11 protein-coding genes and 1 tRNA gene are annotated in these 14,052 nt (G+C 66.9%); 5 read left to right on the top strand and 7 right to left on the bottom strand.

What is annotated here, in order from left to right:
• Positions 1-151: 151 nt before the first annotated feature.
• From WS51_RS21350 to WS51_RS21340, 3 genes are all read right to left on the bottom strand, one after another.
• The gene (locus tag WS51_RS21350) at positions 152-1,675 is read right to left on the bottom strand and encodes a fumarate hydratase (protein ID WP_059449476.1); all 1,524 of its coding nucleotides are present in this window, start codon (positions 1,673-1,675) and stop codon (positions 152-154) included.
• Between the two features lie 34 nt (positions 1,676-1,709).
• Positions 1,710-2,312 (bottom strand): TIGR00645 family protein, encoded by a 603-nt coding sequence (locus WS51_RS21345; protein ID WP_059449477.1) that lies wholly within the window; start codon positions 2,310-2,312, stop codon positions 1,710-1,712.
• A 113-nt stretch (positions 2,313-2,425) separates the two neighbouring features.
• Positions 2,426-3,343 (bottom strand): DMT family transporter, encoded by a 918-nt coding sequence (locus WS51_RS21340; protein WP_060023329.1) that lies wholly within the window; start codon positions 3,341-3,343, stop codon positions 2,426-2,428.
• A 315-nt stretch (positions 3,344-3,658) separates the two neighbouring features.
• On the opposite strand from WS51_RS21340, the gene acs reads away from it, so the two are divergent.
• The 3 genes from acs (at position 3,659) to WS51_RS21325 (ending at position 8,090) form a co-directional block, all read left to right on the top strand.
• Positions 3,659-5,641, top strand: coding sequence for an acetate--CoA ligase (acs, locus tag WS51_RS21335; protein ID WP_069229755.1), 1,983 nt, complete (start codon positions 3,659-3,661; stop codon positions 5,639-5,641).
• Positions 5,642-5,726: 85 nt separating this feature from the next.
• Complete coding sequence (locus tag WS51_RS21330; protein WP_059546760.1) at positions 5,727-6,071, top strand: DUF4212 domain-containing protein; 345 nt, start codon at positions 5,727-5,729, stop codon at positions 6,069-6,071.
• 3 nt (positions 6,072-6,074) lie between these two features.
• On the top strand, positions 6,075-8,090 hold the full coding sequence (locus WS51_RS21325; RefSeq protein WP_069229754.1) for a sodium:solute symporter family protein: 2,016 nt from the start codon (positions 6,075-6,077) through the stop codon (positions 8,088-8,090).
• Between the two features lie 87 nt (positions 8,091-8,177).
• On the opposite strand, the gene WS51_RS21320 is transcribed toward WS51_RS21325, so the two are convergent.
• Positions 8,178-8,268, bottom strand: a tRNA-Ser gene (locus tag WS51_RS21320).
• Between the two features lie 222 nt (positions 8,269-8,490).
• Here WS51_RS21320 and WS51_RS21315 point away from each other — a divergent pair.
• Complete coding sequence (locus WS51_RS21315) at positions 8,491-9,111, top strand: HAD family hydrolase (RefSeq protein ID WP_069229753.1); 621 nt, start codon at positions 8,491-8,493, stop codon at positions 9,109-9,111.
• 52 nt (positions 9,112-9,163) lie between these two features.
• On the opposite strand, the gene WS51_RS21310 is transcribed toward WS51_RS21315, so the two are convergent.
• The gene (locus WS51_RS21310) at positions 9,164-10,276 is read right to left on the bottom strand and encodes a fatty acid desaturase (RefSeq protein WP_059769972.1); all 1,113 of its coding nucleotides are present in this window, start codon (positions 10,274-10,276) and stop codon (positions 9,164-9,166) included.
• 222 nt (positions 10,277-10,498) lie between these two features.
• On the opposite strand from WS51_RS21310, the gene WS51_RS21305 reads away from it, so the two are divergent.
• A complete protein-coding gene (locus WS51_RS21305; protein WP_059546754.1) occupies positions 10,499-11,536 on the top strand; it encodes an AraC family transcriptional regulator in 1,038 nt (345 codons plus the stop codon).
• Positions 11,537-11,625: 89 nt separating this feature from the next.
• Here the strand turns inward: WS51_RS21305 and WS51_RS21300 are convergent, their stop codons facing one another.
• The gene (locus WS51_RS21300; RefSeq protein ID WP_069229752.1) at positions 11,626-12,675 is read right to left on the bottom strand and encodes a lactonase family protein; all 1,050 of its coding nucleotides are present in this window, start codon (positions 12,673-12,675) and stop codon (positions 11,626-11,628) included.
• Entirely contained in the window at positions 12,662-14,023 is a 1,362-nt protein-coding gene (locus WS51_RS21295) for an MFS transporter (protein ID WP_069229751.1), read from the bottom strand. The genes WS51_RS21300 and WS51_RS21295 overlap by 14 nt, the downstream gene beginning before the upstream one ends.
• Between the last annotated feature and the right edge of the window lie 29 nt (positions 14,024-14,052).

Raw genomic sequence — 14,052 nt, 5'->3', positions numbered from 1 at the left:
AATCGCTCGAACGAGAAAAGCCAAGCCTCGAAGCCTTGCCGGGCCTGCCTTTCGCGGGTAATGAGAATCAGCGCCGGATAAGGGGCCGCGCGCAATAACGAGAATGAGAAGTAAAAAGGCCGGACATCCGTCCGGCCTTTCGTCGCCGTGCTTAAGCGGTTGCGACCGGGATCTTGCCGATCTTCGCCTGCCACTCCTTCGGACCGGTCTGATGCACCGACGTGCCCGACGAATCGACGGCCACCGTCACCGGCATGTCCTGCACGTCGAATTCGTAGATCGCTTCCATGCCGAGGTCTTCGAATGCGAGCACCTTCGCGCCGCGAATCGCCTTCGACACGAGGTAGGCCGCACCGCCGACCGCCATCAGGTACGCCGCCTTGTGCTTCTTGATCGCATCGATCGCGACCGGGCCGCGTTCGGCCTTGCCGACCATCGAGATCAGACCCGTCTGAGCGAGCATCATCTCGGTGAACTTGTCCATCCGCGTGGCCGTCGTCGGGCCTGCCGGGCCGACCACTTCGTCACGCACCGGATCGACCGGGCCGACGTAGTAGATCACGCGGTTCGTGAAGTCCACCGGCAGCTTCTCGCCCTTCGCGAGCATGTCGGCGATGCGCTTGTGCGCCGCGTCGCGGCCCGTGAGCATCTTGCCCGACAGCAGCAGCGTCTGGCCCGGCGTCCAGCTCGCGACTTCTTCCGGCGTCAGCGTGTTCAGGTCGACGCGCTTGCTGGTTTCCGTATTCGGCTCCCACTGGACCTTCGGCCACGCGTCGAGCGACGGTGCCTCGAGCTTCGCGGGGCCCGAGCCGTCGAGCACGAAGTGCGCGTGGCGCGTGGCCGCGCAGTTCGGGATCAGGGCGACCGGCTTCGACGCCGCGTGCGTCGGCGCAGCCATGATCTTCACGTCGAGCACGGTCGCGAGGCCGCCGAGGCCCTGCGCGCCGATACCGAGCGCGTTGACCTTCTCGTGCAGTTCGACGCGCAGTTCCTCGATCCAGTCCTTCGGGCCGCGCGCGATGATTTCCTGGATGTCGATCGGCTCCATCAGCGATTCCTTCGCCATCAGCATCGCCTTTTCGGCCGTGCCGCCGATGCCGATCCCGAGCATGCCCGGCGGGCACCAGCCGGCGCCCATCGTCGGGACCGTCTTCAGCACCCAGTCGACGATCGAGTCGGACGGGTTCAGCATCACGAACTTCGACTTGTTCTCCGAGCCGCCGCCCTTCGCCGCAACCTGCACGTCGACCTTGTCGCCCGGCACGATCTCGTAGTGGATCACGGCCGGCGTGTTGTCCTTCGTGTTCTTGCGGGCGCCTTCCGGCGGATTGACGATCGATGCGCGCAGCACGTTGTCCGGGTGCGTGTAACCGCGGCGCACGCCTTCGTTGATCATGTCGGTGAGACCCATCGTCGCGCCGTCCCAGCGCACGTCCATGCCGACCTTCACGAAGATCGTGACGATGCCGGTGTCCTGGCAGATCGGGCGGCGGCCTTCCGCGCACATGCGGCTGTTCGTGAGGATCTGCGCGATCGCGTCCTTCGCGGCCGGGCTCTCTTCCAGCTCGTACGCGCGGCCGAGCGCCTGGATGTAGTCGAGCGGATGGTAGTAGCTGATGTACTGCAGCGAATCCGCGATGCTCTGGATCAGGTCTTCCTGTTTGATGACGGTCATGGCTGAGACTCTGTGAGGACTGTGGGGAATACGTTTATGCGTTGGCCGCTTCGGCCGATGCGCGGGACACGGCCGGGGCGGGCGCATGCGGCTCGTGGAAATGGGCCGGGTGCGTGTGGGTCGTCAGGCGGTCGACCCACGCCATCACGAGCGCCGACACGAGGAACGACACGTGGATGATCACTTGCCACATGATCGCGTGCGTCGTGTGCTGGTCCGGGTTGATGAAGGTCTTCAGCAGGTGGATCGACGAAATGCTGATCAGCGCCATCGACAGCTTGACCTTCAGCACGCCCGCGTTCACGTGGTCGAGCCACTCGGGCTCGTCGGGATGGCCCTCGATGCCGAGGCGCGACACGAAGGTTTCGTAGCCGCCGACGATCACCATGATCAGCAGGTTCGAGATCATCACGACGTCGATCAGGCCGAGCACCGCGAGCATCACGCTGATCTCGTCGAGGGCGGTCGCGTGCGACAGCAGGTGCCAGACTTCCTTCAGGAACAGGAACACATAGACGGCCTGCGCGACGATCAGGCCCAGATACAGCGGAACCTGGAGCCAGCGGCTCATGAAGATCAGTGCGGGCAGCGGGCGCAGGGGACGACGGGTGGAGCCGGGCGAATGCGGGGCAGACATGGTGGAGAGTCGGCGCTGGGCGCGGGTATCGAGGGTAATCTTGAAAAAGGCGCGCTATTGTAACGCGTCGGCCGGCGCGACTGCAGCGACGCGCCGGGGCTGCCGGGGACGGATCAGGACGCCGTGGCTGCCACGCGCTTCACGCGCAGGCTCGCGAGCACGATGCCGGTGACGACGCAGGCGAGCGCGATGCCGTGCGCGAAAGTGGGACGTTCGCCGAGGAACGCGATGCCGTACGCGGCGGCCGCGACCGGCAGCACCGCGCTGAACACGCCGGCGAGGCTGCCCGGCACGTGCCGGATGCCTTTCATCCACAGCCAGAACGAGAAGATGCTGGCCGACAGCCCGTACCAGACGACGAGCGCCCACGTACCGGCCGGCACGCTCGCGTAATCGAAATGCCACATCGCCGTCGCGCCGAGCGGCAGCATCAGGCACAGGCCGAACAGGTGCGTGTACGCGCAGATGTCGATCGGCGCGAGCGTCTGCGTGAGCCGGCGCGACAGGATCACGTAGATCGATTCGCAGCATACCGCGCCGAGGATCAGCAGGTTGCCGGTCAGCGAGCCGGCCGCTGCGCCGCCGGCGCCGTGCGCGGATGCACTGCCTGCACTGCCGTTGGCGAGGTTGATCGTCACGACGCCGGCGATTGCGAGCGCGATCGACACGAGCGCACGGCCGTTCGGTTTTTCACGCAGGATCAGCCACGCGAACAGCGCGACGATCGCCGGGATCGTGCTCGTGATCACGCCGGCGGCGACCGCGCTCGTGCGCTGCACGCCGTTGAGCATCAACAGCGTGAACATGAAGGTGCCGAAGAACGCCTGCAGGAACAGGTTCAGCCATTCCGCGCGCCGCACCGCGCGCATCTTCACCGGGCTGAACAGCGGCCACAGCACGGCGATCGCGATCACGAAGCGCAGCGTGGCGAGGATGGCGACCGGGACGAAGACGACGATGGACTTGCCGATACCGACGTTGCTGCCGACAAACAGCATCGACAGGATGAGGAAGAGGGCGTAGCGATTCAAGCTGGAATCCGGGAGGCGAGTTCAGTTAGGATTGTAGGGTCGCGGTTGTAACAGCGTAAAGCAGACCGCAAGGCGGCGCCGCCCGGCGTGCGAAACGGCGATGCCGCGTAAGTGACGGGTAAGTTCGAGCGCTTATCGTGGATATCGCCGAGCCGCACGTCCGCCGTCATGTGACGTGGTGCGGCGCAGCATCGCGTGCAGCCTCCGGGCCGCGCGCGGGTGAGTGGGAGACAGCGGCGCGCAAGCGCCGGCCAAGACGCGGCGCGCATGATCGCGCCGCCATGCAGAGGATTCATGTTCACCAAGGGGTAGTCGATGTCTGCGATTGAATCGGTTCTTCACGAAACCCGTCAGTTTGCGCCGCCCGAGGCGCTCGAGAAGGCGGCGACCATTTCCGGCATGCCGGCCTACCGCGCGCTGGCCGCCGAGGCCGAGCGGGATTACGAAGGCTTCTGGGCACGCCTCGCGCGCGAGGGCCTGACCTGGCACAAGCCGTTCACCAAGGTGCTCGACGAGAGCAATGCGCCGTTCTACAAGTGGTTCGACGACGGCGAGCTCAACGCGTCGTACAACTGCCTCGACCGTCACGTCGAAGCCGGCAACGGCGAACGCGTCGCGATCATCTTCGAGGCCGACGACGGCACCGTCACCCGCGTCACCTACGCCGATCTGCTCGCGCGCGTGTCGCGCTTCGCGAATGCGCTGAAGAAACGCGGCATCGGCAAGGGCGATCGCGTCGTCATCTACATTCCGATGTCGATCGAGGGCATCGTCGCGATGCAGGCCTGCGCGCGCATCGGCGCCACGCACTCGGTCGTGTTCGGCGGCTTCTCCGCGAAGTCGCTCAACGAGCGGCTCGTCGACGTCGGCGCGGTCGCGCTCATCACCGCCGACGAACAGGCGCGCGGCGGCAAGACGCTGCCGCTCAAGAGCATCGCCGACGAGGCGCTCGCGATGGGCGGCTGCGAGGCCGTGAAGAGCGTGATCGTCTACCGCCGCACCGGCGGCAAGATCGACTGGCACGCCGGGCGCGACCTGTGGATGCACGAGATCGCCGACGGCGAGTCCGACACGTGTGCTCCGGAATGGGTCGGCGCCGAGCATCCGCTGTTCATCCTCTATACGTCGGGCTCGACCGGCAAGCCCAAGGGCGTGCAGCACAGCACCGGCGGCTACCTGCTGTGGGCCGCGCAGACGATGAAGTGGACCTTCGACTGGAAGCCCGCCGACGTGTTCTGGTGCACGGCCGACATCGGCTGGGTCACTGGCCACACGTACATCACCTACGGCCCGCTCGCGTGCGGCGGCACGCAGGTCGTGTTCGAAGGCGTGCCGACCTATCCAGACGCCGGCCGCTTCTGGAAGATGATCGACGCTCACAAGGTCACGGTGTTCTACACCGCGCCGACCGCGATCCGCTCGCTGATCAAGGCCGCGGAAGCCGACGACCACGTCCATCCGAAGAGCTACGACCTGTCGAGCCTGCGCATCATCGGCACGGTCGGCGAGCCGATCAATCCGGAAGCGTGGATGTGGTACCACAAGCACGTCGGCCAGGAGCGCTGCCCGATCGTCGACACGTGGTGGCAGACCGAAACCGGCGGCCACATGATCACCCCGCTGCCGGGCGCGACGCCGACGGTGCCGGGTTCGTGCACGCTGCCGCTGCCGGGCATCATGGCCGCGGTGGTCGACGAAACGGGCCAGGACGTGCCGAACGGGCAAGGCGGCATTCTCGTCGTCAAGCGTCCGTGGCCGGCGATGATCCGCACGATCTGGGGCGACCCGGAGCGCTTCAGGAAGAGCTATTACCCGGAGGAACTCGGCGGGCGGCTGTACCTCGCCGGCGACGGCACGGTGCGCGACAAGGACACCGGCTACTTCACGATCATGGGCCGCATCGACGACGTGCTGAACGTGTCGGGCCACCGGCTCGGGACGATGGAGATCGAGTCGGCGCTGGTGTCGCACGAGCTGGTGGCGGAAGCGGCGGTGGTCGGCCGCCCGGACGACACGACGGGCGAGGCGGTGGTCGCGTTCGTGGTGCTCAAGCGTTCGCGTCCGGAAGGCGAGGAGGCCGCGGCGCTGGCCAAGACGCTGCGCGACTGGGTGGGCAAGCAGATCGGTCCGATCGCGAAGCCGAAGGACATCCGCTTCGGCGACAACCTGCCGAAGACGCGCTCGGGCAAGATCATGCGGCGCCTGCTGCGCTCGCTCGCGAAGGGCGAGGCGATCACGCAGGACACCTCCACGCTCGAGAACCCGGCGATCCTCGAGCAGCTGGCCGAAGTGCGCTGATCGCACCGGTTGCGCACGTTGCGCGCACGAGCCCCTGCGCGGCAATCCCGATTGCCCGTGCAGGGGCTTTTTGCTAAATAACGGCATGACCGTTTCATCCCGTCCGGCGCCTGCCGCGCCGCCGCCCGTTCCCGAGCTGCTCGCGCGTGCCCATGCGCGCTATTGGCGTTTCAACGTCGTGTTGATCGTCGTGCTGATGGCAATCGGCTTCACGGTGTCGTTCGTCGTGCCGTTCTTCGCTCCCGCGCTCGCCGGCATTCGCTTCGCCGGTTTCAGCCTCCCGTTCTATATCGGCGCGCAGGGTGCGATTCTCGTGTATCTCGTGCTGATCGTCGTGTACATCGGCCTGATGCAGCGCGCCGACCGCGTGCTGCGGCGCGCGTACGACGACCATGCGGCGCAGGCCGCCGATGCGCACCATGCGCGCTGATCCATGCTGACGCATCGACTGATTCGCGCATACGCGCTTTACACGCTCGGTTTTCTCGGGTTCGTGCTGCTGTTGTGGCGGATCGAGCGTGCGACCGGCTCCGGCGTGTGGATCGGCTACGTGTTCCTGTTCGTGCCGATTGCCGTGTATGCGGTGATCGGGCTGCTGTCGCGCACGTCCGATCTGGTCGAATACTACGTCGCCGGGCGGCGCGTGCCGTCCGCGTTCAACGGGATGGCGACGGCGGCCGACTGGCTGTCGGCGGCGTCGTTCATCGGGTTGGCCGGCTCGCTGTACGCAACCGGCTACGATGCGCTCGCGTACGTGATGGGATGGACCGGCGGATTCTGCCTCGTCGCGTTCCTGCTCGCGCCGTACGTGCGCAAGCTCGCGCGCTACACGATTCCCGATTTTCTCGGCACGCGCTTTTCCAGCACCGCCGTGCGTGCGCTCGCGGCCGGCGCGGCGATCCTGTGCTCGTTCGTTTATCTGGTCGCGCAGATCCAGGGCATCGGGCTGATCGCGACGCGCTTCATCGGCGTCGACTTCGCGATCGGAATCTTCTGCGGGCTCGCGGGCATTCTCGTGTGCTCGTTTCTCGGCGGGATGCGCGCGGTCACGTGGACGCAGGTCGCGCAGTACATCATCCTGATCAGCGCGATCCTGATTCCCGTGTCGCTGATCGCGATGAAGAACGGGCTCGGGCCGGTGCCGCAGTTCAATTACGGCAAGCTGATGGAGCGCGTGGCGGCGCGCGAGGCACAGGTGCGCGACGCAGCCGAGGAGCAGCAGGTGCGCGATGCGTATCGCCGGCAGGCCGCGGTCGTGCAGACGCAGCTCGATCGTTTGCCCGAGTCGTATGCGGATGCGCGCCGCCGGCTCGTCGACCAGCTTGCGGACTTGCGGCGCCACAACGGGCCGCTGCGCGAGATCAATCAGCGCGAGCGCGAACTGGCCGACTTCCCGCGCGACGCGACGGCGGCGCGCGTGATGTGGACCCAGGCACGCGACGACCTGCTGGCACGCGCCGAGCCGCCCGTGCCGATGCACGAGCCGTTTCCCGCGGCGAACGACGACGAGCGCAAGCCGCGCGAGCGCAATTTCCTCGCGCTGCTGCTGTGCCTGTCGCTCGGCACCGCGAGCCTGCCGCACATCCTGACGCGCTACAACACGACGACATCGGTGGCATCCGCGCGGCGTTCGGTCGGCTGGACGCTGTTCTTCATCGCGCTGTTCTACCTGAGCGTGCCGGTGCTCGCGGTGTTGATCAAGTACGAAATCCTCACCAATCTCGTCGGGCGGCCGATCGCCGAATTGCCCGCGTGGGTCACGCAGTGGCATCACTTCGAACCGGACCTGATCAGCGTCGTCGAGGTGATTCGCGACGGCATCGTGCACTGGTCGGAGATCCAGATGCAGCCGGACATGGTCGTGCTGGCCGCGCCGGAGATCGCAGGGCTGCCGTACGTCGTGTCGGGGCTGATCGCGGCCGGTGCGCTGGCCGCTGCGCTATCGACGGCGGACGGGTTGCTGCTGACGATCGCGAATGCGCTGTCGCACGACGTGTATTACTGCATGGTCGCGCCGGATGCGTCGAGCCAGCGGCGCGTGACGATCTCGAAGGTGTTGCTGCTGGGCGTTGCGCTGTTCGCGTCGTATGTCGCGTCGCTCAATACGGGGAAGATTCTGTTCCTGGTCGGGGCGGCGTTTTCGCTCGCGGCATCCAGTTTCTTTCCGGTGCTCGTGCTTGGGGTGTTCTGGAAACGCACGACGACGCGCGGTGCGATTGCCGGGATGCTGACGGGGCTCGCGGTGTGTGTGTATTACATCGTGTCGACGTATCCGTTCTTCACGCAGCTGACCGGGTTCGCCGGGCGGACGTGGTTCGGGATCGAGCCGATCAGCTCGGGCGTGTTCGGCGTGCCAGCGGGATTCGCGGTGGCGATCGCGGTGAGTCTGCTCGATCGGCAGCCGGATGAATATACGCAGGCGTTGGTGGATTACATTCGGCATCCGTGAGAGCGGGGGCTCGGGATGCGGGAGATCGCGGTGGGAAAAAGAAAAGCCCCTTGATTTCTCAGCGGAATCAAGGGGCTTCACGTGTCCTGGCGGAGAGAGGGGGATTCGAACCCCCGATAGGCGATTAACCTATACACGCTTTCCAGGCGTGCGACTTAAACCACTCATCCATCTCTCCGGAAGACCGAGAGTATAGCAAACTCTGGCGGCGGATCGCCACTCCCTTTGGCGATCAGTGGAAATCGGCGGCAAGCCGCCGACCGCGGCGCGCGCGACGGCGCTGCCCTGCCCGGATTGCGGCGGCACAGAAGAGCCGTGCCGCCATTCACGCCCGTGCCCGGACGCACGGCCGCGCGAGTCTGCTATCTTCCCGGGCATCTCAGCGCTTTCCCGCCTCTCCATGACCGACCGCATCGTCGCCGCATTCGATTTCGACGGCACCATCACGACCACCGACAGCTTCCGTCATTTCGTCCGCTACGCGGTCGGCACGCCGCGTTTCGCATGGGCCGGCCTACGCGCGCTGCCGTGGCTCGTCGCGATGAAGGTCGGCCTGTTGTCGCGCGGCGATGCGAAGGCGAAGTTCGCGTGGTTCGCACTCGGGCCGATCCGCGAAGACGCGCTGGACGCGCTTGCACGCAGCTTCGTCGACGGCTACCTGCCGAACCTCGTGCGCCCGGACATGCTGGAACGGGTGCGCGAACATCAGGCGCGCGGGCATGAAGTCGTGCTGGTGAGCGCGTCGCCGTCGCTGTATCTGGAGAAGTGGGCGCGTACGGTCGGCATCGATACGGTGCTCGCGACGCGCCTCGCGTTCGAGCGCGGCACGTTCACCGGACGGCTGAACGGCGAGAACTGCTGGGGCCCGCAGAAGGTCGTGCGCCTGCGCGGCTGGTGGGGCAACCGGCTGCCCGCGAAACTGTTCGCGTACGGCGACAGCCGCGGCGACAAGGAAATGGCCGAACTCGCGAACTGGGCGTGGATCCGCGGGCACGGGCCGATGCCGCCGATCGGCGACTGAAGGGCCGACAGACCGGCGGAGCCACCACGGCGGGCAACGCCGCGCGCCGCCGTTACGCGTCGGCCGGCTGCGTGCTTCGCACCCCGCGCACCGGACGATACGCGCCCCAGCGATTCGCACGCTTGAACGTGCCCACGTCGTTGAACCGCACGCCGACTTCACGCAGCGCCTTGTGCGCGGTGCGCGCGGTCAACTGCCGAATGTAGAACGGATCGCGCACCACGAAGTGATGGATCGCATGCGTGCTGCCGAAGTTGAAGCAGAACAGCTGGAACGGCAGCATCCACCATGGATTGAGCACCTGCGTCTGCTGGATCACGTTGCGCGAATCGATGTCGCCGAAGTAATGCATGTTCGAGCTGACGAAGTTGATGCAGAAGCTGCGCACGAAATTCGGCCCGAGCCACACGACCGCGAGAAAATCGACGACGTGCATCGTGCGCGCGACGACGGCCGGCACGCTCACCGCATAACCGAACGCATGCAGCGCGAACAGCCCGGCGTGGTAGACGATGAACGCATGCCACAGCGCGTAATACGCGTGACCGATCGGCATGTAGGACGACACCTGCTCGATGCGCAGTTGCGCGCGCTCGGCCGCATCCTGCACTGGCTGCGCGGCCACGTACTGCCGGACCTTGCGGCGCATCGCGTCCGGCCGCAGCACGACGGCGAGCATGCCGTCCGCGATCATCAACAGGCGCTTCACGCCCCAGCGTTCGCCGTTGGTGATGCCGAATTCCTCGAGATCCGACTCGCCTCCCGACACCTTGTGGTGATGCAGGTGCATGCGGCGGCGCGTCCACGGATTGATCGTGCCCGGCCGCGTGAGCCAGCACAGCGCCATCATCAGGTGATAGGCCCACGGCGTCTTCTTGAAGTACATCAGGTGGATCAGGTCGTGCTCGAGTTCGTGGATCAGCGACGTGACGAATGCGGCGAGCGGCAGCGCGACGTACCACGCGATCGCGCCGCGCGCATACAGCCACGCGATCGCAAGCATCGCGCTCACCGACACGGCCATCACGGTCGCGCCGACGAGGTTCTGGTTGTCGAGCAGCGGAAAGCGCGCGCGGATCGCGTCGCTCGCGGCGTTGACCTCGCGGCGGACGTACGCGACCTTGTCTGCGTCATGTCGAAAGACGGTTCGTGCGGGTTGGCTCATCGAGCGGAATCCGTGCGGAAAGGGTGGGGCGCAATGCCGATGTGGAAAGCATAGGCGTGCGCTGCCATGCGCGCGAGGGCCGCTGGTGCCAAACATGGTGTCATTTCGGGCCACGATGACCGACGGGCTGTCGCCGTCGTGCGCCGCCGCTAGAGGCATGCCGCGGTGTCATTGCGGGCCAGCGACGCTACAATCCGCCGAAACCGCTCCGGAGTCCGCCGCATGGCCCTGTCCGTTCCGGATGCCGCGCGCCAGTTGAACAAGGCGACGGTATCGTCCGCGTATGCGCTGTTCATGCTGATGCTCGCCGAGGAGCGCGGCATCGACGGCGGCCGGATTCTCGCCGGCTCAGGCGTCGAGCGCGACTGGCTCGCCCGGCCCGATGCACGCATCACGCCGCTGCAGCAGGCCACGATCGTGTTCAACCTGCTCGATGCGACGAACGATCCGTCGATCGCGATCGAGATCGGCCTGCGCAGCAGTCTCACGAAATCCGGACTGATCGGCTTCGGGCTGATGAGTTGCGCGACGCTCGGCGAAGCGATCGCGCTCGGCATCCGCTATCTGCCGACGCGCGTGCCGTTCTTCTCGGTGCGGCTCGTGCAGCTCGACGGGATCGTCGACATCGACGTGCTCGAGGCGTTTGCGCTCGGCCGGCTGCGCCAGTTCGCGGTGGAAAATTTCCTGGTCGAGACGGCGATCCTGTTCAACTCGCTGCTCGATCCCGCGCCGGGGCGCACGCTGCAGTCGCGCGCGGAGCTGCATTTCGAATGGCCGGAACCGCCGTGGTTCGAGCGCTATCGCGCGCGGCTGCCGCGCTGTCATTTCAACGCGAGCGCGAACCGTATCCGCTGCGACGCCGCGCTGCTCGACGAGCCGATCGGCACCGCGAACGCGCAGACCGCGCAGATGATCGTCCAGCAATGCGAGGCCGAGCTCGCGCGGCTCGGCTATGCGGAAAGCATCGTCGAGCGCGTGCGCAACCTGCTGATCTGCGGCGACGCCGGTTATCCGTCGGTGGACGACGTCGCGCGCGAGCTGCACGTGTCGGCGCGCACGCTCAAGCGCAAGCTTGCGGAATTCGGTGCGACCTATTCGGCGCTGCTCGACGAGATCCGGCTGCGCGATGCGCTCCGGTTGCTCGAGGGCACGCGTTTGCCGATCGACGAGATCGCGGCGCGGGTCGGCTATACCGACCGCGCCAATTTCACGCGTGCGTTCAAGCGCTGGACCGGCGTCGCGCCGAGCGAGCGGCGCTGACGGCGTGCCGGGCGGCGCGGGCCGATGTCGGTCGTGCGCGCGGCATCGATCAATCAATGGATCGTGCCATCCATCGGTCATTCAATCCGTCAGATGATCGCGACCCAGTTCGCGCCGCGACCGCCGGCCACACGCGCGCGCAACGACAACGCGCCGTCATCTGGCGCGATCGCGTAGACCGCCACGTATTCCGACTGCTCGCCGCATGCGACGAGCCAGCGCCCCGACGGATCGATCGCGAAGCCGCGCGGCTGCGTTTCGATGGCCGTCGCGTGCGCGGGTTCGAAGGTGCCGTCCGCATCGCGGCGATAGCAGAGCAACTGGCTCGACGTGCGTTCGCTGACGTACGCGAAACGCTCGTCCGGCGTCAGATGGAGATCGGCGGCCCACGCGGCTGGCACGGTCGGCGCGGGCGGGCGTGCATGGCCTTGCGCGAGATCGACAACGGCCGGGTGGCGCGCGCTGACCTGCGCGTTGCCGAGGCGGCCGCTGTCGGGCTCTCTCGAGAAGGTGGCGAGCGTGGCCTGGAATTCGCTGACCGCGACGAGCGTGTGGCCGTCGCGCGCGAAGCGCAAGTGACGCGGGCCGAAGCCGCCCGGCACGCGCGTTTCGCCGTGCTCGAGCACGCGCAGGCCGTCTGCATCCTCGACCAGCGCGAACGTGAAGATTCGGTCCGAGCCGAGCGAGCTCACGTACGCGAACCGATTGTCCGGCGACACGACAACGGCATGTGCGTTCGCGATGCCGTGCGCGACTTGCAGCGGCGCGCCGTCGCCGTCGCGCACGCGAGCGGCGTCGTAGAGGCTCAGCGAGTTGCCGCCATACGATGCGCCGAGCAGCCAGCGGCTGCCGCGATCGAGCGACAGATAGGCGAGGCTCGCGTCGATCGCGGTTGCGCCGATGCGGGCGAGCGCACCGGTGGTCGTCGCGACACGGAATGCGACGATCGTCGGCGTTTCGCCGCGCGTCGCGACGTACAACCGCGCGCGATCGGCCTGCACGGCGATCGGCATCGCGACGTCGCCGGCCGGGTAGCGGGCGAGCGGCGCGAGCGCGCCGTCGGACGCGAGCGAGAACGTGGCGAGGTCGCCGTCGACGGCATTCGAGACGACGACGGTCAGGCGGTCAGTGTTCGGCATGGCGGAGCATCGAGGTGTTCGTGAAGGACTCGTCGGCGGGCAGCCCGCGCGGCGGATCGCTGCGCCGGTGCGTGCGGGCGAACAGCGCGGCAACCGCGGCGACGACGGACGCGATCGCGAGCGCATACAGGCCGCCCGTGATCGAACCCGTATGTTGCTTCAGATAGCCGAAGGCCGTCGGTGCGACGAAGCCGCCGAGGTTGCCGATCGAATTGATCAATGCGATCACGGCCGCGGCCACGCGGGTGTCGAGATAGCCCTGCGGGATCGGCCAGAACAGCGACGACGCGGCCTTGAAGCCGAGCGCGGCGAAGCAGATCGATGCGAACGACCAGACCGGATCGCGCGACGTCGACGCGAACAGCCCGCACGCGGCGAGCACGAGCGCGAACGACAGCCAGCGCTGCGGATGCTTCCACTTCGCGGACAGCACCGCGAAGCCGTACATCGCGCCGATCGCGATCATCCACGGAATCATGTTGTAGAGACCGACCTGGAAATCGGTGAGGCCGCCCATCTTGCGGATGATGGTCGGCAGCCAGAAGGTGGCCGCGTAGATCGTGAGCTGGATCGAGAAATACAGGAAGCAGAACAGCACGATCTGCGGATCGCGCAGCAGCGTGGCGGCCGATACGTGCACCTTCGAGCGCACGTCGCGGGTCGCGCGTTCTTCGTCGAGCGCGTTCTGGAGCGCCGCGCGTTCGTCGGCGGTGAGCCATGTCGCGTCGCGGATGTGCGACTTCAGCAGCAGCCAGCTCGCGCCGCACAGCGCGACCGAGAACATCCCTTCGATCAGGAACATCCACTGCCAGCCCTGCAGGCCGAAGCCGTGGATCGACAGCAGCGCGCCGGTCACGGGCCCGGACAGCACCGACGCGAACGCGGAGCCGCCGAGAAAGATCGCCATCGCCTTGCCGCGCTCCTGCGGCGGCAGCCATTGCGACAGGTACAGCACGACGCCGGGGAAGAAACCGGCCTCGGCCGCGCCGAGCAGGAAGCGCAGCACGTAGAACGACGTGTCGTTCCACACGAACGCCATCGCGGCGGCGACGATGCCCCACGTCGCCATGATCCGTGCAAGCCAGATGCGCGCGCCGTAGCGTTGCATCAGCAGGTTCGACGGCACTTCGAACAGCGCGTAGCCGACGAAGAACAGGCCGGCACCGAGTCCGTACGCGGCCGCGCCGATACCGATCGACGCCTCGAGGTGGCGATCGACGAAGCCGACGTTGACGCGGTCGATGTAGTTCGCGATGAACATGATCAGCACGAGCGGCAGCACGTGCCATTTCACTTTCGAGACGGCGGACGCGAGCGGGTCGCGGCCGGGCAGGGCAGGTGTGGCCAAGGGAGTCTCCGGTCGGGCGGCGGACGGGG

Source organism: Burkholderia territorii (assembly GCF_001718335.1).
GTDB classification, from domain to species: domain Bacteria; phylum Pseudomonadota; class Gammaproteobacteria; order Burkholderiales; family Burkholderiaceae; genus Burkholderia; species Burkholderia territorii.
Note: the sequence above shows the minus strand (reverse complement) of the source record. Positions and strands in the feature narration are given on the sequence as shown.

What these genes read in the sequence shown, in the direction of transcription:
- WS51_RS21350 (WP_059449476.1), bottom strand. Translation starts at nt 1,675, where the DNA reads ATGACCGTCATCAAACAGGAAGACCTGATCCAGAGCATCGCGGATTCG.
- WS51_RS21345 (WP_059449477.1), bottom strand. Translation starts at nt 2,312, where the DNA reads ATGTCTGCCCCGCATTCGCCCGGCTCCACCCGTCGTCCCCTGCGCCCG.
- acs (WP_069229755.1), top strand. Translation starts at nt 3,659, where the DNA reads ATGTCTGCGATTGAATCGGTTCTTCACGAAACCCGTCAGTTTGCGCCG.
- WS51_RS21330 (WP_059546760.1), top strand. Translation starts at nt 5,727, where the DNA reads ATGACCGTTTCATCCCGTCCGGCGCCTGCCGCGCCGCCGCCCGTTCCC.
- WS51_RS21325 (WP_069229754.1), top strand. Translation starts at nt 6,075, where the DNA reads ATGCTGACGCATCGACTGATTCGCGCATACGCGCTTTACACGCTCGGT.
- WS51_RS21315 (WP_069229753.1), top strand. Translation starts at nt 8,491, where the DNA reads ATGACCGACCGCATCGTCGCCGCATTCGATTTCGACGGCACCATCACG.
- WS51_RS21310 (WP_059769972.1), bottom strand. Translation starts at nt 10,276, where the DNA reads ATGAGCCAACCCGCACGAACCGTCTTTCGACATGACGCAGACAAGGTC.
- WS51_RS21305 (WP_059546754.1), top strand. Translation starts at nt 10,499, where the DNA reads ATGGCCCTGTCCGTTCCGGATGCCGCGCGCCAGTTGAACAAGGCGACG.
- WS51_RS21300 (WP_069229752.1), bottom strand. Translation starts at nt 12,675, where the DNA reads ATGCCGAACACTGACCGCCTGACCGTCGTCGTCTCGAATGCCGTCGAC.